We start from the raw sequence: 24,382 nt of genomic DNA, 5'->3' as shown, positions 1-24,382 counted from the left end.
TGAGGATAGTGTGCTGGAGGATTTATCGTCGTTATATACCTAACAGAAGAAAAAAGTGAGGACATTGTGAGCGATTCTGCGGCAAATAATATTCTGTCCATCTACCGACGTTATGCGGATGCCTTTGCCAGCCAGCGCTCGCGCACCTTGTTCGAGAAAAGCTGGCTCGATAAATTTATTTCCGTGATCGGCGGGCAGGGCAGCATTGTGGATATTGGCTGCGGCAACGGTCAGCCGATCGCCGGTTATTTTATCCAGCAAGGTTTTCAGCTTACCGGCGTTGATGGTTCCCCGGCGATGCTGGCGCGGGCCCGGAACACTTTTCCCGCACAGCGCTGGCTGGAGCAGGATATGCGCGAGCTGACACTCAATGAGACTTTCGATGGTCTGATCGCCTGGGACAGCTTTTTCCATTTAACTCAGCAGGACCAGCAAAAGATGTTCCCGATTTTTGACCGCCTAAGCCATCCCGGCAGCGCCCTGATGTTTACCAGCGGCACGGACAACGGCATCGCGATGGGGCAATTTGAGGGCGAGCCGCTGTTTCACGCCAGCCTCGCGCCGGACGAATACCGCGCATTGCTGTCAGCGCATGGCTTTGCGGTGATCGAGATGGTGATGGACGATCCGCACTGCACCGGGCACACCGTCTGGCTGGCGCAAAAAAGAGGCTAATCGCCGCGAAAGGTTTTACGCCATTCAGCCGGGCTAACGCCAAAGTGGGATTTAAAATGCTGGCGCCAGGTGACGGGCGACTGAAAACCAACCTGTTCGGCGATGCGTTCAACGGGTAACTGGCTGGACTCCAGCAACGTCTGGCTACGGCGCAGGCGCTCGGCAATCAACCATTCAGCCACGCTTGATCCGGTGGCTTTCATAAAATGACGGGTGAGGGTGCGACGACTCATCATCACCCGTTGCGCCAGCTCGTCGAGGTTATGTGGTTCATGGAGATGCTGGCGCAAATAGTCGAGCAGGACGTTGATGCGCTGATCATTGGTATTTTTCGCCACCGGCTGCTCAATAAACTGCGCCTGGCCGCCCTCGCGATGTGGCGGCACAATCATCCGTCGGGCAATCTGATTCGCTACCGTGCTGCCAAAGTGCTGACGGATGACATACAGACAGCAATCCAGCGCGGCGGCGGTGCCTGCCGAAGTAATAATACCGTCGTCATCCACGTATAGCGCGTTGATATCCAGACGAGCGGCCGGAAAGCGCGCCTGAAAATCCTGTTCGAACTCCCAGTGCGTAGCCGCCCGTTTGCCATCCAGCAGACCGGCATAGCCGAGAACAAACGCGCCCAGACATAGCCCGACAATCTGCGCGCCGTTTTGTCGGGCGCGGTTGAGCGCATCAAGCAGGCTTTGTGGTGGCCGATGCGCGGTGGTGCCCCACCAGGGGATCACCACAATATCGGCGGTCTCCACCGCTTCATAGCCGTAGGCTGCGGTAATGGAGAAGCCATCCTGCGAGGAAACGATGCCCGGCTGTTCAGCGCACAGTTGCACCTCAAAGCGCTTTTTCGCCGCTACTTTGTCGCTAAAAATAATGCACGGCACCGAGAAGTGAAACGGGCTGAAATCTTCCACGGCAACAATGGCGACGTTAAGCGGTTGCATACGATTCCTCTGTGGAGTTTAAAACGTCAGGGTTTCGCCATCTTCCGGCACGTTAACGAATTGCGCAATCTGGTTGTCGCGGGCGTACTCTTTCAAGGCTGAGCGAGTCAGCAGACAGTGGTTAATCGCCTCCATGTGGGTCGCCACAATTTGTGCTTCGGGCAGCGTGAAGTGGGTTTTTAGCACATCTTCCGCGCCCATGATAATTGGGCCAAAACCGATAACGTGGGCAAAGCCTGCGTTCAGAATGACTACGCCTGGTTGGAACGTCCGCATGTTGGTTTCCACCTCGTCGCGCCAGATGGTGTCCCCGACCAGATACAGCGTTTTTTCCGCCGGATGCTGGAAGATAACCCCGCAGGCATCACCCAGACGCTCTGCCATTTGCGGGATGGCGTAAGCGCGATCCGAACCGTGCTGGCCGCCTGTTTTACGCAGGGTGATATCTCCGAGCGCGGTGTTTTGCGTCAGTACGGTCAGTTGCGTGAAACCTTGTTCCCGCAGTACCTGCGCATCGCGATCGTTTTGCACATAAATCGGTTTGTCTTTCGGCACGACACGAGCCGCGGCTTCATCCCAGTGGTCTTCATGCAGATGGGTCACGATCAGCGCATCAACGTTGAGCAGGGTGTCGATATCGACGGGCAGATCAACGGTCGGGTTGCGGATCTCGGCGCGTGCCGTTCCAGCAAAGCCCGGATAAGTGCCTTTTGCCGCCAGCATAGGGTCGATCAGAAAGGTTTTGCCACCAAAGGTGATGTGCTGCGTGGCGTTACGGATTTGCGTGATGTTCATGGTGTTTGCTCCACGTGTTGGGTCAGTGGTGTCATCGTAGAGTGTTGTCCAGAAGATGAATGTGGGCAAATGGGCGACTAGCGATGGGATTGGGCCAACTGCAGATGACAGATATCAATTATGTAATTAAAGTAAATTAATATTTCCTTCCAGACTTATTATTTAATTCGTAGCCATTATATCGAACTGAATAAGAATACTGTTATTTAAATACGGAAAAGTTTATTAAATACGAAGTGGTGCCAGAAAACATTATTGATATATGTAATACATAGTGGCCAATAAAACAGATCGCGAACCATGAAATAAGAATGCTATCATTCACATCAGACGCGGCAGGCAACTGCTGGCACACGCATTTACCCCGGAGCAACTGATGAACAACGACATTCCGCTTAAATATTATGATATCGCCGACGAGTACGCGACCGAGGCCGCAAAGCCGGTGAGCGACACAGAACGTGACGCGCTGGCGCACTACTTCCAGCAGTTGATCACCCGTTTGATGAACAACGAAGAGATCAGCGAAGAAGCGCAGCAGGAGATGGCAACCGTGGCTGGTGTCGACGCTCAGCGTATCGATGATATCGCAGAGTTCCTCAATCGTTGGGGTAACGAGTAGCCAAAGACATGGCCTGTGTTTTACACTGCGCGCAAATTGAGTAGGTATACTCTACGAGTAATAGGTTAATCAGGCGGAAACAGCAATGAACGGAACAATCACAACGTGGTTTAAAGATAAAGGCTTTGGATTTATCAAAGATGAAAACGGCGACAACCGCTATTTTCATGTGATTAAGGTTGCTAATCCTGAGCTGATCAAGAAAGACGCGGCGGTGACTTTTGAGCCCACCACCAACAACAAAGGCTTGTCTGCCTACGCGGTAAAAGTCATACCAGACAGCAAATACATCTATATCGCGGGCGAGCGTCTGAAGCTCACGGCGATCAAGTCATTCCTGGTGTACAGCGAAGAAGTCCCTGTTGAGACCCGTATCGACAAAGAAAATGCAGTGCTGTCTGTCGGCGCGCTGATGAATAGCATCAAGCCGAAGTCAGACGTGAAGCCTGGCGACATGCGCACGCTGAAAAAGCTGGCCATCACCACCTTCCAGGGCACGACGCTGATCTTCTCGGAAGATGAAATCGACATCGACGCGACGGTGAAACTGCTTAAAGTCTGAAACCCTTCAGACTAAATAAAAACCGGAACGCTGCTCTTTTCAGGAGCGGGTTTCGGTTTTTTTATTTGTGTTTTGCGTCAGGATGCGAGATCCGAAATTGTATAAAATTAATTAACGAGCAACAGACTAAAGCTTCGTTAGTGTTGGGACTGGATGCCTTTTATATTAGTTTACAAGGGGGTATTATCAATCCAGTAACCAATTAAACCTGATTATAGATTCAAACTTCCCAGTATACCCAATGACTCTCGTCTCGCAGACGAATTTCAAACTCATTGCCCATGCAATCAAGCATAGTTTTTTTAGCAACAGTGAAACCTAATTCAGCTGCACCTACACCAGCACCAATAAATGCTGCCGCTACTCCGGTAATTAACCCCGCTTGAAGCGCTTGATAAAAACAACTCTTAGCTTTATCTTCATCAGGTCCGTTTATGGTTATATAAAGATTATGCTCAAGTTTTTTCATAGTCGTCTTTAAATAAAAATCAATGATACTTACACTGTGAATCTGATGACTATCTTCATAACGAGCTATTTTCTCATCTAATATCACAACCATGGTTTATACCTCTCGAAGTATGTAATGAATAAAGAAATATATATGGCACCTAGTCTTTAATAACTTACATATAAAGATATTGATAGTTTGAATATAAATGCAAAAGTGAGATTTTTATAACCCCATGTAGTCATTTAAATATAACCATCTTAATCTTTGATTTCACTATCACCTAAACTATTTTATAAATGACAAAATATAGACAGTCAACCTTCTGGACTGGTATTTTATCCTGAAGTATCTCTCCTCCTTGGAACAATCTCTTTGTAGGCTTGAGTCGGAAGTCGATTTTCTAATAGTAGTATAATAAATTCAGTTTTCTACCATTTAACACTGAATTCCAACAAAAATAGTCGAAAAGTTGTTTCGAGAAAGCATAGTTTTAAAAAAAAAGTATAATCGCTATCTTGGTTTTTACGCATAATAATCATACTTTATTCGTATACAAAACAAAAGAGTTATAAATTATAAAAATAAACACTATCAGAGGATGTTTCATCAGTTCTATACGGAAGATTGCAACAAGTTGTTTTTACTGTGATGAGGTGTTTTTCTATTAGTCTAATGGAATGTTTGTTAATGCTTATGTTTTGTATATGATAACCGCTAAGGTGATGTTATGGAAAAATTGATTTCTATTATTGGAGTGCTGATTTCATTAAGCATCGCTTCAGAGCGTTTAGTTGAAATCACTAAAGGTTTTATCCCCATGCTTCGGGAACCTCTGAGTGATCAAGCCAGCGAACATAAACGAAGGTCTATTTTACAAGTACTAGCAGTATTATCTGGAATAATTACTGCATATCTATCAAAAAACATTATGCCTACTGACATAGTGTTTTTAACAACAAATATGGGATTAATTACGTTGGGATTACTTGCGAGTGGTGGTTCTGCATTCTGGAATGCAATCTTGACTTATATGAGTAATGTCAAGGACATTAAGCGGGTAGAGGCGGACAAGGCAAAGATGGATGTCGAAAAACAAATCAGTGAGAAATAAAGAATAGAATGTTAGTTTGCGAAATAATCATCAAAACCAGTTTTGTAAATGAAACACTGCTTTGCAGGAGTAATACTCCTGGTGTGCTGATATTGAAATTATTGCGGTAATATATTGGGTGATACAATGAACCGGAGTATATGAGTGTCAGCGGTCTTCTCTATAGGATTTTAGTTTCATTACTAAACCTCATGAGAAGTAATTATTTTAGCTTCTTGATTTTATTGGATTCTGGAGGAGTTATGGCTTGGTTAGCAGGAACATTTGATGGAAAAGAAGAAGTTATTGGAGACGCGGTACCGAGACTTAGAACGACGATTGAATTATCAAAATCCCAAAGGGTGATATCTGGAGATGTGTTTATTGATTCATGGTTTTTTGGGGCAAAAGAGATACTTTTTAAGAAGGGGGCTAGACTTATATTTAGTGCAAATGCCCTTACGAAAAGATCTGAGCTGTTTATCGCTGCTCAGACTATTATTATTGAGGATGGTGTTGGAACGATAACTTGTCAGGTTTTGTCTCCTTCTGACCAAGTTGATAGAGGTCAGGCTGCATCGGGGGCTCCTGGTCTTGGAGAAGGTGCTCATGGATCCGCAGGGGCAGGTGGATTGGATGGGGTTGCAGGAATCGACGGACAAAATGCCCCAAATATAACCTTGTTTGTCTCTACTCTTGCAGGTAATGGGAATTTAGAAATTAATGTCAAAGGTGGTTCAGGTGGTAACGGTGGACGGGGACAAAAAGGTGGAGACGGCGGTACAGGTTCTCGAGGTAGTTCAGCAAGGCAAGCATCTCAAGATATTCTATTTGGAGGAAAAGCATGGTTGCCTTATTGCGCATCTGGTCCTGGGACAGGAGGGACTGGAGGGGCAGGTGGAGCTGGGGGGCCGGGAGGGGTTGGTGGTATAGGAGGGAATGGGGGGACAGTTACACTTTGTGCAGACCCAAACAATCACCAAATACTCACTCAAGCGATCAATGTTGTTGTCGAGGGGGGGGCTGGTGGTAAGGGGGGAGAAGGTGGATTAGGTGGAGGAGGTGGAGCCGGTGGAGCGGAAGGTCAATTGGCAAATTTCTGTAATTCTGCAGGAAGGAATGGCTCCCCTGGTGCTTCGGGTGGAGATGGTCTTTCAGGAAATACAGGAAATAGTGGTCATTCTGGCGCTATGTTCGTAATTGCTCTCGACCCAAACTTATCTAATAAGTGGTTTGGATTTTAACTGCGAAACTATAATCCTTTTATTGACTTTTTAGCATGTATCACTTCAAGTGTAATGCTAATACTTATCTACTTAGGTCCGATCTGACAGTTATCGGTCATCAATGCTGGTTTCTGTCAGATTGTATTTTGATATAAAATATATCCAGCCAATATACGAATCTTGTTTTTTTATTCATTTCGTTTTTAGGCAAGTGAATGAATTCCAAATTTAGAACATGTTTTTGGGATCGTTGATTTTCATTTTCTAACCGGCTGGTTTCCTTGGTGTAGAGCATCCTGCCAAAAAGTTATCCTCTTGCTTTCGTCATAACCCACCTGTCCACATTCCCCTGTTTTTATGTGACTGCCGGATTTACCATGTCATCCATCAGTATGTAACGAGCTTCCTGGCGCGTGTATTGATCGATTAGTGGTACAAGTCGTCGGAAATGCTCGCTGGCACAATGTTCATCGAGAGCGGCGTGGTTTGGCCATTCTTCGATAAAAATAAAATGGCCCGGATCTTTTTCATCAATATAGAGGTCGTAAGCAATGCAGTGCGGTTCTTTCTTCGTTGCTGATATTAGCTCACGATACAACGGGAGAACGGTTTCAATATACTCAGGTTTGATGAAATCCTCAGCAATGACCTTTAACATGCAGCCTCCTGGCAGAAAACGAATGCACACTATGTAATGAAGATATTTTTTGGGCAAGACGTCACAGAGTTATATCGGCCGGTTAGTGAATTATGCCAGCTATCAATCAGATGATCCGCATAACTGTGATCCATCTCACCTCCCGGCAACCAAAATCTCCTGTGACTCGACGCCGTCCTCTATCTGTTTCGCCACCTTTTGTAAGGCCGGAAGATGCTTTTCCGCGGCCTGTTCGATGGTCATGGCGCTGGCCATATACACCAGATTCAGGCAGCCGATCACCCTCTGTTCGCTGCGGATGGGGACGGCGATAGAAGCGATTTTCTCTTCCTGATCCCAACCGCGAAAGTTCTGGCCAAAACCGTCTTTTCGCGCGCGGGTCAAAATGGCATTGAGCTTCAGCGGTTCGCGCGCAAGCTGGAACTCTTCTCCCGGTCGCGAGGCCAGCATTTCAATCAGTTCCTGACGTTCATTCTCTGGGCAAAATGCCAGCCAGGTCAGGCCGGATGCGGTTTTCAGCAGTGGCAAACGACGCCCTACCATCGCCCGGTGAAATGACAGTCGGCTGAAGCGGTGGGTGGTTTCACGTACCACCATCGCGTCCACATCCAGCGTGGAAACGTCGGTCGGCCAGATGACCTCGCGCAGCAAATCCCCCAGCAGCGGGGCGGCGAGTGCAGAAATCCACTGCTCGTCACGAAACCCCTCGCTGAGCTGGCGGACTTTAATGGTTAAGCGAAAGCTGTCATCGGACAGGCTGCGCCGGACGTAACCCTCATCCTGCAGGGTTTCCAGCAGTCGTCTGACCGTGGTGCGATGCAGGCCGCTTAACTCAGCAAGTAAGCCAACACTGGCCCCACCATCAAGGCGGTTTAACATATTTAATAACATTAATCCGCGCGTTAATCCGCGTACGGTTTTGTACTCAGTGCTCTCGTCATTTTTCATATTTATTGACAAATCTACAGGTAAAACAACGTTGTGCACTTAGTGCACATCCAGGCATGTTTTGATTGTAGCGCAAAAACTCACTCCTATACTGACCGCACAACAAAAAATTATTCACATATTTTTAACAAAACAAATTGCGCCTCACCAGGGTCCGCAATTGCGTTTTGTCCGAGTCGTGAGGTTCTGAAATGACAACAAAAAACCCGGATATCCAACCCGCTGTGCAGCATACCGCACAGGTGGCGATTGCTGGTGCCGGTCCGGTAGGGCTAATGATGGCCAATTATCTTGGCCAGATGGGCATTGAGGTGTTGGTAGTGGAGAAGCTCGACACGCTGATCGACTATCCTCGCGCCATCGGCATTGACGATGAAGCGTTACGCACCATGCAGTCTGTGGGTCTGGTCGAGAACGTTTTGCCGCACACCACGCCGTGGCATGCGATGCGCTTTCTCACCCCAAAAGGCCGCTGTTTTGCTGATATCCAGCCGATGACTGACGAGTTTGGCTGGTCGCGCCGCAATGCGTTTATTCAGCCGCAGGTGGACGCGGTGATGCTGGAAGGGTTGTCGCGTTTTCCCAACGTGCGCTGCCTGTTCTCCCGCGAGCTTGAGGCCTTCAGCCAGCAAAACGGCGAAGTGACGCTGAATCTGAAAGCGCCGGACGGTCAACGTGAAACGGTGAAGGCCCAGTGGCTGGTGGCCTGTGACGGCGGCGGCAGCAACGTCAGACGCTCGCTGAACGTGCCGTTTGAAGGTAAAACCGCGCCGAATCAGTGGATTGTGGTAGATATCGCCAACGATCCGCTCAGCACACCGCATGTGTATCTGTGCTGCGATCCGGTGCGCCCGTACGTCTCCGCCGCGCTGCCGCATGCGGTGCGCCGTTTCGAATTTATGGTGATGCCGGGGGAAACCGAAGCGCAGCTTAGCGAGCCGCATAATATGCGCCAGCTCTTGAGCAAAGTGCTGCCGAACCCGGACAACGTCGAGCTGATCCGCCAGCGCGTGTATACCCATAACGCCCGTCTGGCCGAACGTTTTCGCATTGACCGCGTGCTGCTGGCGGGCGATGCGGCGCACATTATGCCGGTCTGGCAGGGGCAGGGGTACAACAGCGGCATGCGCGATGCCTTTAACCTGGCGTGGAAACTGGCGCTGGTGATTAACGGTAAAGCCGGCGATGCGCTGTTGGATACCTACCAGCAGGAACGCCGCGACCACGCCAAAGCGATGATCGACCTCTCCGTGACCGCAGGCAACGTACTTGCACCGCCCAAACGCTGGCATGGTGCGGTGCGCGACGGGGTTTCCTGGCTGCTGAACTATATTCCGCCGGTCAAACGCTACTTCCTTGAAATGCGCTTTAAACCCATGCCGCAGTACCACGCCGGGGCGCTGTTGCGTGAAGGCGACGTGAAAACGTCACCGGTCGGCAAGATGTTTATCCAGCCGAAGGTGACGCTGGAATCAGGCGAAGTGACGCTGCTCGACAACGTCATCGGACCGAATTTCGCGGTGATTGGCTGGGGTTGTAACCCGCTGTGGGGCATGAGCGAGGCGCAGATCCAACAGTGGCAGGCGCTGGGGACGCGTTTTATCCAGGTCGTGCCGGATACGCAGATACATACCGATCAGGATAACCACGATGGCGTTACCCGCATTGGCGATACGCAAAACCGCCTGCGCGCGTGGTTTGCCCAACACAACGCCGCGCTGGTAGTCATGCGCCCGGACCGCTTTGTCGCCGCCATCGCCATTCCGCAAACCCTGGGCAGCACCCTGAATAAACTGGCGTCGGTGATGACGCTCACTCGCGCTACTGCCGACATTCCTGTTGAAAAGGTTGCCTGATATGCACGCTTATCTTCACTGTCTTTCCCATTCGCCTCTGGTGGGCTATGTCGACCCGGCACAGGCCGTGCTCGACGAGGTTAACGGCGTGATCGCCAGCGCCAGGGCGCGTATTGCGGCGTTCGAGCCAGAACTGGTAGTGCTGTTTGCCCCCGATCACTACAACGGATTTTTCTACGACGTGATGCCGCCGTTCTGTTTAGGCGTTGGCGCTACGGCGATCGGTGATTTCGGCAGCGCGGCGGGGGAACTGCCGGTGCCGACAGATCTCGCTGAAGCCTGCGCTCACGCGGTGATGAAAAGCGGTATCGATCTCGCCGTGTCCTACAACATGCAGGTCGATCATGGCTTTGCGCAGCCGCTGGAGTTTTTGCTCGGCGGTCTGGATAAGGTGCCGGTGCTGCCGGTGTTTATTAACGGCGTCGCCACGCCGCTGCCGGGCTTTCAGCGCACCCGCATGCTCGGTGAAGCGATTGGCCGTTTCGCCAGCTCGCTGAATAAGCGCGTGCTGTTTTTAGGCTCCGGTGGTCTGTCGCATCAGCCGCCGGTACCGGAGCTGGCGAAGGCTGATGCCCATATGCGTGACCGCCTGCTCGGCAGCGGAAAACAGTTGCCTGAAAACGAGCGCGAGCTGCGCCAGCAGCGGGTGATTAGCGCCGCCGAGAAGTTTGTGGTCGATCAAAACACGCTGCACCCGCTTAACCCCGTCTGGGATAACCGTTTTATGACTCTGCTTGAGCAGGGGCGTTTGCAGGAACTGGACGCGGTCAGTAACGAAGAGCTGTCCGCGATGGCGGGCAAATCAACGCACGAAGTTAAAACCTGGGTTGCCGCCTTTGCCGCCATTTCTGCCTTTGGCAGTTGGCGCAGCGAAGGCCGTTATTACCGTCCGATCCCGGAGTGGATCGCCGGATTCGGCTCCCTGAGTGCCACTACACAGAACTGAACTGAACAGAACTGAATATGCAGGAGAACATCATGACTTACCAACCGCAAACCGAAGCCGCAACCAGTCGTTTTCTGGAGGTGCAGGAAGCAGGCGAAACCCTACGCGTGCATTTCAATGACTGTGGGCAGGGCGATGAGACCGTCGTGCTGCTGCATGGCTCTGGTCCGGGTGCAACGGGCTGGGCAAACTTCAGCCGCAATATCGATCCGCTAGTGGAAGCTGGATACCGGGTGATCCTGCTGGATTGTCCTGGCTGGGGCAAAAGCGATGGGATCGTTAACCGCGGTTCGCGATCCGATCTCAACGCCCGCATCCTGAAAAGCGTGGTCGATCAGTTAGATATTCAAACAGTCCACCTGCTGGGTAACTCGATGGGCGGTCACAGTGCCGTGGCGTTTACTTTGAGCTGGCCGGAGCGCGTGGGCAAGCTGGTACTGATGGGCGGCGGGACGGGCGGCATGAGCCTGTTTACCCCGATGCCGACCGAAGGAATCAAGCGCCTGAATCAGCTGTATCGCGAGCCGACCATCGAGAACCTGAAGCTGATGATGGATATCTTTGTCTTCGACACCAGCGACCTGACCGAGGCGCTGTTCGAAGCGCGTTTGAACAACATGCTGTCGCGTCGCGATCACCTGGAAAACTTTGTCCTGAGTCTGGAAGCCAACCCGAAACAGTTCCCGGATTTCAGCCCGCGTCTGGGGGAAATCAAAGCCCAGACCCTGATTGTTTGGGGACGCAATGACCGCTTTGTGCCGATGGATGCCGGTCTGCGCCTGCTTTCCGGGATTTCCGGGTCTGAGCTGCACATCTACCGCGACTGCGGGCACTGGGCGCAGTGGGAGCATGCGGATGCCTTTAACCAACTGGTGCTGAACTTCCTCGCTCGCCCTTAAGGAACGGACATGACGAATCGTAATCTTGAGCAGCTGGCCGCTGATTTACGTCAGGCTGAAGAAAAAGGGGAAGCCATCGCCCCGCTGCGTGAAGTGATTGGTGTGGATAACGCCGAAGCGGCCTACGCCATTCAGCGCATCAACGTGCAGTACGACGTGGCACGCGGGCGTCGTGTGGTTGGGCGCAAAGTGGGGCTGACGCACCCAAAAGTGCAACAACAGCTGGGCGTCGATCAACCGGACTTCGGCACGCTGTTTGCTGATATGTGTTATGGCGATAACGAAACCATCCCGTTTTCCCGCGTGCTGCAACCGCGGATTGAAGCGGAGATTGCGCTGGTGCTGAACCGCGATCTGCCCAATACCGACACCACGTTTGATGAGCTTTACAACGCCATCGAGTGGGTACTTCCCGCACTGGAAGTGGTCGGCAGCCGTATCCGCGACTGGTCGATCAAATTTGTTGATACCGTGGCGGATAACGCCTCCTGTGGCGTGTATGTGGTCGGCAGTCCGGCACAGCGTCCGGCAGGATTAGATCTGAAAAACTGCGCGATGAAAATGACGCGCAACAACGAAGAGGTCTCCAGCGGGCGCGGCAGCGAATGCCTGGGACATCCGATCAACGCTGCCGTCTGGCTGGCGCGCAAAATGGCCAGCCTCGGCGAGCCGCTGCGTGCCGGAGACATTATCCTCACCGGAGCGTTAGGCCCGATGGTGGCGGTGAATGCGGGCGATCGTTTCGAAGCCCATATCGACGGTATTGGTTCAGTCGCCGCCACCTTTTCAGCGGCGGTTACAAAAGGAAGTCAGTCATGAGTAAGCGTAAAGTCGCCATTATCGGCTCCGGCAACATCGGTACCGATTTGATGATAAAAATTCTGCGTCACGGCGTGCATCTGGAAATGGCGGTGATGGTCGGTATCGATCCGGAATCAGATGGTCTGGCGCGTGCCCGGCGCATGGGCGTTGCCACCACCCATGAAGGGGTGACAGGGCTTATCGCCATGCCGGAATTCGCCGACATCGACATCGTGTTTGATGCCACCAGCGCAGGCGCGCATGTGAAGAACGACGCTGCGTTACGCTCTGTTAAACCAGGCATCCGCCTGATCGACCTGACGCCCGCGGCAATCGGCCCGTACTGCGTGCCGGTGGTGAATCTGGCAGCCAACGTTGATCAGCAGAACGTCAATATGGTGACCTGCGGCGGGCAGGCGACCATTCCGATGGTGGCGGCGGTTTCTCGTGTGGCAAAAGTCCATTACGCCGAGATTATCGCCTCGATCGCCAGTAAATCGGCGGGACCGGGCACCCGCGCCAATATCGACGAGTTTACCGAAACGACTTCGAAGGCGATTGAAGTGGTCGGCGGCGCGGCAAAAGGCAAAGCCATTATTGTCCTTAATCCGGCCGAGCCGCCGCTGATGATGCGTGACACGGTGTATGTGTTGAGCGAAGCGGCCTATGAAGTTGAAATTGAAGCGTCGATTAATGAGATGGCGGCGGCGGTGCAGGCTTACGTGCCGGGCTATCGCCTGAAACAGCGTGTCCAGTTTGAAGTCATCCCGGAGGATAAACCGGTGAATCTGCCGGGTATCGGCCAGTTCTCTGGGCTGAAAACCGCGGTGTATCTGGAAGTGGAAGGCGCGGCGCACTATTTACCTGCCTATGCGGGCAACCTCGACATTATGACCTCCAGCGCGCTGGCGACCGCTGAGAAGATGGCGCAGTCCCTCGCTCGTCAGGCAGGAGAAGCAGCATGAATGGTAAAAAACTCTATATCTCTGACGTGACCCTGCGCGACGGTATGCACGCCATTCGTCATCAGTATTCGCTGGAGAATGTGCGCCAGATAGCCAAAGCGTTGGACGACGCACGGGTTGATTCTATTGAAGTGGCCCACGGCGACGGTTTACAAGGTTCCAGCTTTAACTACGGCTTTGGTGCGCATAGCGACCTGGAGTGGATTGAAGCGGCGGCGGACGTGGTGAAACATGCCAAAATCGCCACGCTGTTGCTGCCGGGGATCGGCACTATTCATGACCTGAAAAATGCGTATCAGGCTGGCGCACGGGTAGTGCGCGTGGCGACCCACTGCACCGAAGCGGACGTGTCGGCCCAGCATATTCAGTATGCGCGTGAGCTTGGCATGGATACCGTCGGTTTTCTGATGATGAGCCATATGACCACACCGGAGAACCTGGCGCAGCAGGCGAAGCTGATGGAAAACTACGGCGCGACCTGTATCTACGTGGTCGATTCCGGCGGCGCAATGAACATGAGCGATATTCGCGCCCGCTTCCGCGCGCTGAAAGCGGTGCTGAAGCCGGAAACAGAAACCGGAATGCATGCGCATCACAACCTGAGCCTCGGCGTGGCGAACTCGATTGCCGCGGTGGAGGAGGGGTGTGACCGTATCGACGCCAGTCTGGCGGGGATGGGCGCAGGCGCGGGCAACGCGCCACTGGAAGTGTTTATCGCCGCTGCGGATAAACTCGGCTGGCAGCACGGCACCGATCTGTATGCGCTGATGGACGCCGCCGATGACCTGGTGCGTCCACTACAAGACCGCCCGGTGCGGGTGGATCGTGAAACGCTGGCGCTGGGCTATGCCGGGGTGTACTCCAGCTTCCTGCGTCATTGCGAAGTGGCGGCAGCACGCTATGGCCTGAGCGCAGTAGATATTCTGGTGGAACTGGGCAAACGCCGGATGGTGGGTGGTCAGGAAGATATGATCGTCGACGTGGCGCTGGACCTGCGCAACCGCAAATAAAAAATGATTACGCGGCTGGCAACGTATCAGCCGCGATTCACCTGCATCGTGACCTCAGAGGGACATCTTATGACGACCCGTACCCCCGCATCTTACCGCCTGACGTTGACCGTTGGGCTTTGCTTTTTAGTTGCCCTGATGGAAGGGCTGGATTTACAGGCCGCCGGTATCGCTGCCGTCGGTATCGCCCACGCGTTTGCGCTGGATAAAATGCAGATGGGCTGGATCTTCAGCGCGGGTATTCTCGGGCTGCTGCCCGGCGCGCTGGTGGGCGGCATGTTGGCCGACCGTTATGGCCGCAAGCGCATTCTGATTGCCTCCGTGGGGCTGTTCGGCCTGTTCTCGCTGGCGACGGCGATTTCCTGGGATTTCTCATCGTTGGTGTTTGCCCGTCTGATGACCGGCGTTGGGCTGGGCGCAGCGTTGCCGAACCTGATCGCGCTGACCTCCGAGGCGGCGGGCCCGCGTTTTCGCGGTACGGCGGTGAGTCTGATGTACTGCGGTGTGCCGATTGGCGCGGCGCTGGCGGCAGCGCTCGGGTTTAGCGGTCTGGCCACCGCCTGGCAAACGGTGTTCTGGGTAGCCGGGGTGATCCCGCTGCTGCTGGTGCCGCTGTTGATGCGCTGGCTGCCGGAATCGCAGGTTTATACCCAACAAACGCAGGTGGTCGCCGCACCGTTGCGGGCCTTGTTTGCGCCAGCGACGGCGAGCGCCACGCTGCTGCTGTGGCTGTGCTATTTCTTCACCCTGCTGGTGGTGTATATGCTGATCAACTGGCTGCCGATGCTGCTGGTGGAGCAGGGCTTTCAGCCGTCGCAGGCGGCGGGTGTGATGTTTGCTCTGCAAATTGGCGCGGCCAGCGGCACGTTAATTCTCGGGGCGTTAATGGATAAACTGCGCCCGGTGGTGATGTCACTTTTGATCTACACCGGGATGTTGGCTTCACTGCTGGCGCTGGGTACGGTGTCGTCATTGAGCGGCATGTTAATGGCGGGATTTGTGGCGGGGATGTTTGCCACCGGCGGGCAAAGCGTGCTGTATGCGTTGGCGCCGCTGTTTTACAGCACGCAGATCCGCGCCACAGGCGTGGGCACCGCCGTCGCAGTCGGGCGTCTGGGCGCGATGAGCGGTCCGCTACTGGCAGGGAAAATGTTAGCGCTCGGCACCGGAACGGTAGGAGTGATGGCGGCTTCTGCGCCGGGCATTTTGCTGGCAGGCCTGGCGGTATTTATTCTGATGAGCCGCAAATCGCAGATGCCGATCCCGGCCAGCGGTGCTTAAGCATTCATCCGCTTGTGTGAGTGGGGAGATTCGGTTCCCACTTCCGGGTGAACGCCGTCAGTCAACTGTGTTGCCAAAGTTTAGATAAAACATGGCAACGGAGGCGTTATGAGCTGGCGGCCCTTTTTGTATTTGATTATTAATCCCCACCCGCTATTAAGCGCCCGGCGCGGTCATCTGCGTCTGGTGCAGGGTTGACTTTGCATTCTGTTAACAAACGCGGTATAACAAACCTTCTTTGGATGTTTAGATGTCCATACGTTTAGAAGGTTATATGCAAACAACACAACAAAATGCGCCACTGAAGCGCACAATGAAAACGCGTCACCTGATTATGCTTTCCCTGGGCGGCGTGATTGGCACAGGATTATTCTTCAATACCGGGTACATCATCTCCACCACCGGAGCGGCGGGAACGCTGCTGGCCTATCTGATTGGTGCGCTGGTGGTCTGGCTGGTTATGCAGTGTCTGGGCGAGCTATCGGTCGCGATGCCGGAGACCGGGGCGTTTCACGTTTATGCCGCGCGCTATCTTGGTCCGGCAACGGGGTATACCGTGGCCTGGCTCTACTGGCTGACCTGGACCGTGGCGCTGGGTTCGAGTTTTACCGCCGCCGGGTTCTGTATGCAATACTGGTTTCCACAGGTGCCAGTATGGATCTGGTGCGTGGTGTTCTGCGTGATTATTTTTGGCCTGAATGTGATCTCCACGCGCTTTTTTGCCGAAGGAGAGTTCTGGTTCTCGCTGGTTAAAGTGGTCACTATCATCGCTTTTATCATCCTCGGCGGGGCGGCGATTTTCGGCTTTCTCCCGATGCAGGATGGTTCCCCCGCGCCGGGGCTGAGTAATATCACGGCGGAAGGCTGGTTCCCGCACGGCGGCTTACCGATCCTGATGACTATGGTGGCAGTGAACTTTGCTTTTTCGGGGACCGAGCTTATCGGCATTGCCGCAGGTGAAACGGAAAACCCGCGCAAAGTTATCCCGGTAGCGATTCGTACTACCATCGCGCGACTGATTATTTTCTTTATTGGCACCGTGTTTGTGCTGGCGGCGCTGATCCCGATGCAGCAGGCGGGCGTGGAGAAAAGCCCGTTTGTGCTGGTGTTTGAGAAAGTTGGGATCCCGTACGCCGCTGATATTTTTAACTTCGTGATCCTGACGGCTATTCTTTCTGCGGCGAACTCCGGATTATATGCTTCCGGGCGCATGCTGTGGTCGCTGTCGAATGAACGTACGCTACCGGCCTGTTTTGCGCGAGTAACGAAAAACGGCGTGCCGCTGACGGCGCTGTCGGTCAGTATGCTCGGTGGTGTGCTGGCGCTGTTTTCCAGCGTGGTGGCCCCGGATACGGTATTTGTTGCGCTGTCGGCAATCTCCGGGTTTGCGGTGGTGGCGGTGTGGTTGAGCATTTGCGCCTCGCATTTTGTTTTTCGTCGCCGTCATCTGCAACAAGGTAAGGCATTGAGTGAATTGCATTATCGTGCGCCGTGGTATCCGCTGGTGCCGGTATTGGGCTTTGTGCTGTGCCTGGTGGCCTGTGTAGGGCTGGCATTCGATCCCGCGCAGAGAATTGCGTTGTGGTGCGGGTTACCGTTTGTCGCGTTGTGCTATGGTGCTTATTTCCTTACTCAACCCCGTAACGCAAAACAGGAGCCAGAACATGTCGCAGAATAATCCGTTACGCGCTCTCCTTGAAAAACAGGACATCCTGTTGCTGGATGGCGCGATGGCGACGGAGCTGGAAGCGCGAGGGTGTAACTTAGCCGACAGCCTGTGGTCAGCCAAAGTGCTGGTAGAAAACCCGGAGCTTATCCGCGAAGTTCATCTTGATTACTACCGGGCGGGGGCGCAATGCGCGATCACCGCCAGCTATCAGGCGACGCCGGCGGGCTTTGCCGCGCGAGGTCTGGATGAAGTGCAGTCGAAAGCGCTGATTGGCAAAAGCGTGGAGCTGGCGCGTAAAGCCCGTGAAGCGTATCTGGCAGAGAACCCGCAGGCGGGCACGCTGCTGGTGGCAGGGTCCGTTGGGCCTTACGGCGCGTATCTGGCGGATGGCTCTGAATACCGTGGCGATTATCATTGTAGCGTCGAGGCGTTCCAGGCGTTTCATCGCCCGCGAGTGGAAGCGTTACTGGATGCCGGGGCCGATCTGCTGGCCTGCGAAACCCTGCCGAATTTTGTCGAGATTGAGGCGCTGGCTGAGCTGCTGACCGCATATCCGCGTGCACGGGCGTGGTTCTCATTTACCCTGTGCGACAGCGATCACCTGAGCGACGGTACGCCGCTGCGTGACGTGGTTGCGTTGCTGGCGGGTTATCCGCAGGTGGTGGCGCTAGGCATTAACTGCATTGCGCTGGAAAACACCACCGCTGCGTTGCAGCATTTACACGGCTTAACGACGCTGCCGCTGGTGGTGTATCCGAATTCGGGTGAACAATACGATGCCGTGAGCAAAACCTGGCATCATCACGGTGAGCATTGTGCGCAGTTGGCGGATTATCTGCCGCAGTGGCAGGCCGCTGGCGCCCGGTTGATTGGCGGGTGCTGTCGCACCACGCCTGCGGATATTGCCGCGCTAAAAGCGCGAAGCTGAGAGTTTATCGGGCCTACAGTGAATGATGTGGCGATACGGCTGGATTGTTGACCAGATATAGGGTGCATTGATATAAAATTAAAGAAGGGACTCCAATGGAGTCCCTTTATTCAAAATGCAATAAACATACTTAGCAACACAGGAATAGATAAAATCCATAGCATTGCTTCAATTTTAAATCCTAGTGTTAATTTGCAAGGCAAGCCTCTTATTAAATTATAACCCTCTATGCTCATACCATAATTAGAAATTTTATTATATTTAAAAATTAAAGTCTCCATAATAAACGCGACTTTAGTGAGATATAATCCTGGTGTGGTAAATAGACTTGCATTTTTACATATTATTGCTGTAACAGGCAATGGTCCGATTTCCTTTTCATATATGTCAACAATTTTTTTATATGCTATCTTGTTGTAAAAATAAAAGATCATTATTAATAATTCATTAAGCATTAAAGCAAAGCTAATAATAATTTTTATATTATCTTCATTTTGAATGAAAAAAGTTTTCATAGATAATATGATCTCCTACATAATTACCTAATTTTTCACCAGCGTCCTCGCCATATTTTTCTGCAATCTTACCTGCCGCAATAGTAACACCAACCCCTGTAACAAAACACAGAGTAGCACCGATTCCGCCTGCTTCTATAGTAGAAATCCCTAATACCCATGTACAAACCACATTTGCTGCACGCCCGGCAGTACCTCCTACCAGTAAACTACTCCCCTGTTTTAATCCAAACTTACTATACTCTGTTATCGCCGCTTTTTTGCATGCACTTTCACGGCCTTTTGCACAGGCATCATAAATATTTGATGTATATCCGGCAAAATCTAAACCTATGCCAACAAAACCAACTGTTTTCATCAACTTCATTAATTTTGCCGAACGCTCAATATATGTAGCATAACCTTCAATATTATCTATTCCCGTTTTATCCCATTTATACATAATTGAACTTGTAGATAAACCTAATGCTTTTTTAATATTATTATATTCTTCTAAATTAAGCTGAGTTTTTGAAAGTTTGTTTAAAACAGCATCTAGCCTTTTAAACAGTCTTGCTCGTTGACCAAAGAATTCTTCCCCCGATATAATTCCTTTGTTGTGGCTATACGTATCTTTATACAACTCCTGAATTTCAATTAATATTTGTTTTATTTCTTCGTAATAGCTTTTACCTATCTCACTAATATATCCAAAACCATCTCCAGCATTTCCTAAATAATCACCGAAAAGTTGATATGAAAATGCATCCACGGCTCCTCTGTTATCATGCAATAACTTTGCATCCTGCAAGGTAAGTGGGGCCAGAGCTTTATCAATTCGATCACGCGCTTTTTGCAATGTTTCAATCTGTTGCTGATCTTGCTTTTCAGGATCAACAACAATCAGAATTGAACCAGGTTGTTTTTTCATATCAGGGTTCAGTTTGTGATACAGCTCTCTCGTACCCTCGGGGGGGTTAACGAAAATATACGGCTCATATGTTGATGGTTTTGACTCATAGGGCAATACACAAAATCCCCCATCGACAGGCTCACGAGGCGGTTTATCCTCTTCACCCGGACAATATGGTCCAGGTGCCATCGTGAGCGGTTTTGGCGCGTTCTGCGGCGCTACAGAGACCACTCTGTTTGTGACTGGCTTAGGTGCGGAGAGAACTTCACTCTCATAGAAATAAGTGACATTTGAAATTGAGTTAATAAATCTGCATTTGCAGGGGCATGTGCCAACGCTATGTGCTGTTCCGGCAGCTTGAACACCATGTATAAAATAACCCGGTTGTCCTCCTACTATATGGTAGAGTTTTTTATCTTTACCGCATATATATCTATCGCCATGTCGTGCCGTTGGCTGTCCGTCGAGTATATGATTAGTACAGCCTGTTAAAATAGTACCGCCACAGGTTGTTTTATCACCGACCCTTAAAAAATATGCAATTCCCATACAATTCTCATTTTAATAAACTTAAACTTTCCGGATTACAAAAAATCCAGTCATTTTTCCATGTTGCCATATAAACACAATCTTCGATTTTATTCGATTATTTGAATTGCATATTATTATAAGCGATTAGACTTTGTTCTTTTAAATAGTCATTATGATAATTACATTGCGATTGAGTATGACTTAGAAAATCAGGGAATCTTTTCTTCCACATTTGATGAAATCTATCTGTAACTTTTTCAGGTATTTTTAGGGTAGGAAATTTTTCATTTTCACTGAAACTGCTAAAGGTATATTTGACGGGGATTACAACTTGAGCTAAATGATAACCATGATATATAATATTGCATTGTTTATCAGCCCATAATCCTGCACTCAACAGCAGATAATAATCATCGCTATTTTTGATGGTTTTATTGTTTTTTACCATTTTCCCAATGTTAAAATCATTCAGTGCATATACGCTCCACTTTTCATTAAATTTTTTCTCTAGGTAAACAGAGTAAATTGATGCTTCCATCTTTGAATAAAAGATTAAAATCCCCTCGATACTTCGATCGTATCTCCTCCACAACGGTTCTAACATTTTTTCGTTTTTATGTGTTGTTTTGTTGTATATCCCGCTGACACGACCCAATACCCATAATTCGTGCTCACTTATATATTGAGTGATTTGGTTTTCTTCCTGGTAAAAATACATTTTTGAATCTCTCTCATCCGTTGAAAACGTGATGACATACTATTTTCTCTGTAAAAGTTGTGCGGCTGATCGCATAAGTAATAAAAAAGCCTGAATCCAATTAAGGATGATTCAGGCTTGGAATAATTAAGTTTATATGTATTTACTTAATAAATATTTTATAAGGATTTTTCCTTCTCTATAATCAAATTAATTTTATCTGGTCCGTTGTTTGATCGTAGCCCGGCACAAATCATGCCGCATCTGCCAGAACAAACATACCGTACGGATGGATTTCGAGATAATACTGCTCGCCGACGTCTGGTTGCAGACGCGTAGCGTTGACCTGCAATAAAATCTCCTGCCCGTGCCATTCTACCGTCACTTCATACTGCGGCCCCATATAGGCGACATGGCGGATCACGCAGCGTTGACTCTCCTCGCCGCGATCGCTGAGCGTGATCGCTTCCGGGCGCACACCGACCATCCCTTCGCCCTGCGTGCCAAAGTGCAGCGGGCGCGGCAGATGATAGCCGTAGATATCAACGTATCTGTCGCTGAAGGTCGCCGGGAACAGGTTGGCATCGCCCATAAAGCTCGCCATAAAGCGGGAGGCGGGCTGGCGATAGAGATCCTGCGGTGAGCCGATCTGCATGATGTGTCCTTTGTTCATCACCAGCACGGTATCGGAAACCGCAAAGGCTTCGCTCTGATCGTGGGTGACGTACAGCGAGGTGATATCAAACTGCTTTTGCAGTTCACGGATCTTGTCGCGCATGCTGCGACGCAGGTTGGCGTCGAGGTTACTCAATGGCTCATCAAACAGCAGTACTTTCGGCTTGAGGATCAGCGCGCGGGCCAGCGCCACGCGCTGCTGCTGACCGCCGGAGATCTGATCGACAAAGCGGTCTTCGAATCCTTCCAGATCCACCATCGCCAGCGCCTCTTTGACACGGGCTTTCAGCTCTGCGCGCGGTACGCCGAGCATTTTCAGGCCATAACCGACGTTCTCTCCCAGCGACATATGCGGGAACAGGGCATAGGACTGAAACACCATGCAGATATCGCGCTGTTGAATAGAGCGATGGGTGACGTCTTCGCCATCAATGAAAATTTGCCCTTCGCTCGGTTTTTCCAGCCCGGCAACCAGGCGCAAAATGGTGGTTTTGCCGCAGCCGGACGGGCCGAGCAGCGTCACCATTTGCCCTTGCGGGATGGTGAGGTTGATATTGTCGATTACCGTATTACTGCCAAATCGTTTGGTGACGTTGCGCAGTTCAACGAAATTTTTCTGAGTCATAGTGCGCTCCATTACGCCTGGTTTTTGGCTTTTGAACGGGAGGTACGTGATTCACCGATCAGCCAGTCAAAGATGAAAATAATCGCCAGCATCACCACGATCAGAATGGAACCGTAGGCAATCGCCACACCGTATTCGCCATCTTCCACGCGGTTGAGGATGTAGGCCGTCGCTACGCGGGTATCCGGCGTGACGAGGAACACGATGGCGCTGACGGTGGTGATGGCGCGCACAAAGCTATAAATCAGCGCCGAGAGGATCGCCGGGCGCAGCAGCGGCAGCAGGATATGCGTAATGGTACGCAGGGAACCGGCGCGCAGGCTGAGCGAGGCTTCATCCAGTGATTTATCGATCTGGCCGAGTCCTGCTATACCCGCGCGAATGCCGACCGGGACGTTACGCATTACCATCGAGATAATGACAATCGCCGCCGTACCAGTGAGGTACACCGGGGCGTTGTTAAAGGCCAGAATGTACGACACGCCCGCGACGGTGCCCGGAACGGCAAAGCACAGCATGGTGGTGAACTCGATGGTCTTCTTGCCTTTAAACTGCTGGCGCACCACGATCCATGCGATCAGCAGGCCGAAGATTGCGGTGATCGGCGCGGCAATCCCGGCGTAGAGCAGGGTGTCGAGCAGTGAAGGCCACGCGCCGTCGCTCATCCCCTGACCGAACAGTTTGGTAAAGTTCGCCAGCGTCAGAGTGTAGTCAACGCCCCAGTTGACGGTGAAACTGCCGTAGAAAATGCTGCCGTAGAGCAGGGCGTTAAAGGCAATCCACACCGCCAGCAGCGCGACCACGCTCCACACCAGCGTCACCGGTAATGGCTGTACGTCGCCCCGGTAGGATTTACCGGAAACGGTGACGTATGAGCGTTTACCAATCCACATATACTGCACGCAGAACACCAGCAGCGAGAACAGCAGCAGGAAGGCACCCAGCGTACTGGCGGCCTGGTAGTCGAGCTGCGAACCGGTGATGTAGAAGTAGATTTGCGTTGCCAGTACGTCGAAGTTACCGCCGAGCACCAGCGGGTTACTAAAGTCGGCCAGCGACTGCACCACCACAATTAAAAAGGCGTTCGCCAGCGCGGGTTTCAGCAGCGGGACAAACACGCCGTTAAAGGTCTGCCAGCGGCTGGCACGCAGGGTGTATGACGCTTCTTCCAGCGATGGATGAATGGTTTTGATTGCCCCGTCGAGGATCATAAACGCCATCGGCGTAAAGGCCAGAACCTGCGCCAGCCAGATTCCGGTAAAGCCATACAGCCAGTTGGTGTTGGTTAAACCAAACCATTCGACCATAAACTCGGTGATGTAACCGGAGCGTCCCATCATCAGCGTGACGCCTAAACCGACGACAAACGGCGGAGTGACGATCGGCAAAATCGAGAAGATACGTCCAATTATGGCGCTGCGCTTGGCGATACGGGTGGTGTAGATAGCCAGCACCAGACCAAAGAAGGTACAGCCGACGCCGACGGCAATCGACAGCATAATCGAGTTGAGGATCACCTGAATGATATGTGCCTGCGACAGCACATTCATAAATGCCAGCGGGGCAAATTCCCCGGCGTCGTTGGTGAACATCGGAATGAAAATGGCGATGCTCGGCCAGACGATAAAAATACCGATCAGAGCGACAATCGCGGTAAGCGAGCCGATGACGAAGCGGTCACCGCCCAGCCATTCGAGGCGGGTGAGCGCCAGGGTCATGATTGCGCCAAGCGCGACAAACAGCACGATGGTGGCATAGCCTAAACCGCGCCCTTCAAGGGTAGCGCTGGCGACGATAAAGGCCATACAGAAGAATGCCCAGCCCGCGTCAAGATAGTGGCGGCTGCGCTGTTCGCGCCTGGCTTCATGGAATGGGCGCACCAGCAGCAGGCTTGGCAGCAGATACCACAGCCAGCTGATATTGAACTGTGACCAGCCGTAGGCGGCGAGTATTTCCTCCCGCGTTGACTCCAGCAGACCGTAGTCCAGGCTCCAGCTCGGCAGCAGGGCAAATGCCAGCCAGCCGAGCAAAACCCAAAGGAATATCGCATCCCGTTTTTTCACGGGATGGAGTGCAAGTGTGTGTGACATAGCGTTTCCGGTAATCCAGGCCGGG

24 protein-coding genes are annotated in these 24,382 nt (G+C 51.8%); 14 read left to right on the top strand and 10 right to left on the bottom strand.

Annotation, left to right across the window (positions count from 1 at the left end; all coding sequences use genetic code 11):
* The first annotated feature begins 66 nt into the window (after positions 1 to 66).
* Positions 67 to 675 (top strand): class I SAM-dependent DNA methyltransferase, encoded by a 609-nt coding sequence (locus tag OGY83_RS11300; protein WP_286635888.1) that lies wholly within the window; start codon positions 67 to 69, stop codon positions 673 to 675.
* On the opposite strand, the gene OGY83_RS11295 is transcribed toward OGY83_RS11300, so the two are convergent.
* The gene (locus OGY83_RS11295; protein WP_286635887.1) at positions 672 to 1,622 is read right to left on the bottom strand and encodes a GlxA family transcriptional regulator; all 951 of its coding nucleotides are present in this window, start codon (positions 1,620 to 1,622) and stop codon (positions 672 to 674) included. The genes OGY83_RS11300 and OGY83_RS11295 overlap by 4 nt on opposite strands.
* Positions 1,623 to 1,640: 18 nt before the next feature.
* Positions 1,641 to 2,417: an MBL fold metallo-hydrolase gene (locus OGY83_RS11290; RefSeq protein ID WP_079940041.1), complete on the bottom strand. Its 777-nt coding sequence runs from the start codon at positions 2,415 to 2,417 to the stop codon at positions 1,641 to 1,643.
* A gap of 376 nt (positions 2,418 to 2,793) precedes the next feature.
* Here OGY83_RS11290 and OGY83_RS11285 point away from each other — a divergent pair, with 376 nt between their 5' ends.
* Together OGY83_RS11285 and OGY83_RS11280 are read left to right on the top strand one after the other, a co-directional pair.
* Positions 2,794 to 3,039 carry a YmjA family protein gene (locus tag OGY83_RS11285; protein WP_003021350.1) on the top strand — a complete coding sequence of 82 codons (246 nt, stop codon included), beginning with the start codon at positions 2,794 to 2,796 and terminating at the stop codon, positions 3,037 to 3,039.
* An 85-nt stretch (positions 3,040 to 3,124) separates the two neighbouring features.
* Entirely contained in the window at positions 3,125 to 3,601 is a 477-nt protein-coding gene (locus tag OGY83_RS11280) for a cold-shock protein (RefSeq protein WP_286635886.1), read from the top strand.
* A 220-nt stretch (positions 3,602 to 3,821) separates the two neighbouring features.
* Here OGY83_RS11280 and OGY83_RS11275 read toward each other — a convergent pair whose 3' ends face one another.
* Positions 3,822 to 4,163: a hypothetical protein gene (locus OGY83_RS11275; protein WP_286635885.1), complete on the bottom strand. Its 342-nt coding sequence runs from the start codon at positions 4,161 to 4,163 to the stop codon at positions 3,822 to 3,824.
* Positions 4,164 to 4,782: 619 nt separating this feature from the next.
* Here OGY83_RS11275 and OGY83_RS11270 point away from each other — a divergent pair.
* Both OGY83_RS11270 and OGY83_RS11265 read left to right on the top strand, forming a co-directional pair.
* Positions 4,783 to 5,166 carry a hypothetical protein gene (locus OGY83_RS11270; protein ID WP_286635884.1) on the top strand — a complete coding sequence of 128 codons (384 nt, stop codon included), beginning with the start codon at positions 4,783 to 4,785 and terminating at the stop codon, positions 5,164 to 5,166.
* Between the two features lie 140 nt (positions 5,167 to 5,306).
* A complete protein-coding gene (locus OGY83_RS11265) occupies positions 5,307 to 6,389 on the top strand; it encodes a hypothetical protein (protein ID WP_286635883.1) in 1,083 nt (360 codons plus the stop codon).
* Positions 6,390 to 6,726: 337 nt separating this feature from the next.
* Here the strand turns inward: OGY83_RS11265 and OGY83_RS11260 are convergent, their stop codons facing one another.
* A complete protein-coding gene (locus OGY83_RS11260; protein ID WP_286635882.1) occupies positions 6,727 to 7,029 on the bottom strand; it encodes a putative quinol monooxygenase in 303 nt (100 codons plus the stop codon).
* Positions 7,030 to 7,164: 135 nt separating this feature from the next.
* A complete protein-coding gene (locus tag OGY83_RS11255; protein ID WP_003838640.1) occupies positions 7,165 to 7,977 on the bottom strand; it encodes a DNA-binding transcriptional regulator in 813 nt (270 codons plus the stop codon).
* Between the two features lie 191 nt (positions 7,978 to 8,168).
* Here OGY83_RS11255 and OGY83_RS11250 point away from each other — a divergent pair, with 191 nt between their 5' ends.
* From OGY83_RS11250 to mmuM, 9 genes are all read left to right on the top strand, one after another.
* Positions 8,169 to 9,833 (top strand): bifunctional 3-(3-hydroxy-phenyl)propionate/3-hydroxycinnamic acid hydroxylase, encoded by a 1,665-nt coding sequence (locus OGY83_RS11250; protein WP_286635881.1) that lies wholly within the window; start codon positions 8,169 to 8,171, stop codon positions 9,831 to 9,833.
* Position 9,834: 1 nt separating this feature from the next.
* Positions 9,835 to 10,779: a 2,3-dihydroxyphenylpropionate/2,3-dihydroxicinnamic acid 1,2-dioxygenase gene (gene mhpB / locus OGY83_RS11245; RefSeq protein WP_079940046.1), complete on the top strand. Its 945-nt coding sequence runs from the start codon at positions 9,835 to 9,837 to the stop codon at positions 10,777 to 10,779.
* Positions 10,780 to 10,811: 32 nt separating this feature from the next.
* On the top strand, positions 10,812 to 11,678 hold the full coding sequence (gene mhpC, locus OGY83_RS11240; protein ID WP_123268506.1) for a 2-hydroxy-6-oxonona-2,4-dienedioate hydrolase: 867 nt from the start codon (positions 10,812 to 10,814) through the stop codon (positions 11,676 to 11,678).
* 9 nt (positions 11,679 to 11,687) lie between these two features.
* Positions 11,688 to 12,497, top strand: a complete 810-nt coding sequence (gene mhpD, locus OGY83_RS11235; RefSeq protein ID WP_286635880.1) for a 2-keto-4-pentenoate hydratase — start codon at positions 11,688 to 11,690, stop codon at positions 12,495 to 12,497.
* Positions 12,494 to 13,444 (top strand): acetaldehyde dehydrogenase, encoded by a 951-nt coding sequence (gene mhpF, locus OGY83_RS11230; protein WP_286635879.1) that lies wholly within the window; start codon positions 12,494 to 12,496, stop codon positions 13,442 to 13,444. The genes mhpD and mhpF overlap by 4 nt, the downstream gene beginning before the upstream one ends.
* Positions 13,441 to 14,454 (top strand): 4-hydroxy-2-oxovalerate aldolase, encoded by a 1,014-nt coding sequence (gene mhpE / locus OGY83_RS11225; RefSeq protein WP_079940050.1) that lies wholly within the window; start codon positions 13,441 to 13,443, stop codon positions 14,452 to 14,454. The genes mhpF and mhpE overlap by 4 nt, the downstream gene beginning before the upstream one ends.
* 69 nt (positions 14,455 to 14,523) lie before the next feature.
* Entirely contained in the window at positions 14,524 to 15,735 is a 1,212-nt protein-coding gene (gene mhpT / locus OGY83_RS11220; RefSeq protein WP_286635878.1) for a 3-(3-hydroxy-phenyl)propionate transporter MhpT, read from the top strand.
* 274 nt (positions 15,736 to 16,009) lie between these two features.
* Positions 16,010 to 17,413, top strand: coding sequence for an S-methylmethionine permease (mmuP, locus tag OGY83_RS11215; RefSeq protein WP_123268530.1), 1,404 nt, complete (start codon positions 16,010 to 16,012; stop codon positions 17,411 to 17,413).
* Positions 17,400 to 18,332, top strand: coding sequence for a homocysteine S-methyltransferase (gene mmuM / locus OGY83_RS11210; RefSeq protein ID WP_286635877.1), 933 nt, complete (start codon positions 17,400 to 17,402; stop codon positions 18,330 to 18,332). The genes mmuP and mmuM overlap by 14 nt, the downstream gene beginning before the upstream one ends.
* A 110-nt stretch (positions 18,333 to 18,442) precedes the next feature.
* On the opposite strand, the gene OGY83_RS11205 is transcribed toward mmuM, so the two are convergent.
* The 5 genes from OGY83_RS11205 to OGY83_RS11185 all read right to left on the bottom strand — a co-directional run bounded on the left by OGY83_RS11205 (position 18,443) and on the right by OGY83_RS11185 (position 24,357).
* On the bottom strand, positions 18,443 to 18,847 hold the full coding sequence (locus tag OGY83_RS11205; RefSeq protein WP_194211164.1) for a hypothetical protein: 405 nt from the start codon (positions 18,845 to 18,847) through the stop codon (positions 18,443 to 18,445).
* Positions 18,822 to 20,288 carry a PAAR domain-containing protein gene (locus OGY83_RS11200; protein WP_286635876.1) on the bottom strand — a complete coding sequence of 489 codons (1,467 nt, stop codon included), beginning with the start codon at positions 20,286 to 20,288 and terminating at the stop codon, positions 18,822 to 18,824. The genes OGY83_RS11205 and OGY83_RS11200 overlap by 26 nt, the downstream gene beginning before the upstream one ends.
* A gap of 97 nt (positions 20,289 to 20,385) precedes the next feature.
* Entirely contained in the window at positions 20,386 to 20,988 is a 603-nt protein-coding gene (locus tag OGY83_RS11195; protein ID WP_286635875.1) for a hypothetical protein, read from the bottom strand.
* Between the two features lie 232 nt (positions 20,989 to 21,220).
* Positions 21,221 to 22,267 (bottom strand): ferric ABC transporter ATP-binding protein, encoded by a 1,047-nt coding sequence (fbpC, locus tag OGY83_RS11190; RefSeq protein WP_003830930.1) that lies wholly within the window; start codon positions 22,265 to 22,267, stop codon positions 21,221 to 21,223.
* Between the two features lie 11 nt (positions 22,268 to 22,278).
* Positions 22,279 to 24,357, bottom strand: coding sequence for an ABC transporter permease (locus tag OGY83_RS11185; RefSeq protein WP_286635874.1), 2,079 nt, complete (start codon positions 24,355 to 24,357; stop codon positions 22,279 to 22,281).
* Positions 24,358 to 24,382 lie beyond the last annotated feature (25 nt).

This window comes from Citrobacter sp. Cpo090, assembly GCF_030332665.1.
Lineage (GTDB): Bacteria > Pseudomonadota > Gammaproteobacteria > Enterobacterales > Enterobacteriaceae > Citrobacter > Citrobacter portucalensis.
This window is presented reverse-complemented; position numbering and strand designations above follow the sequence as displayed.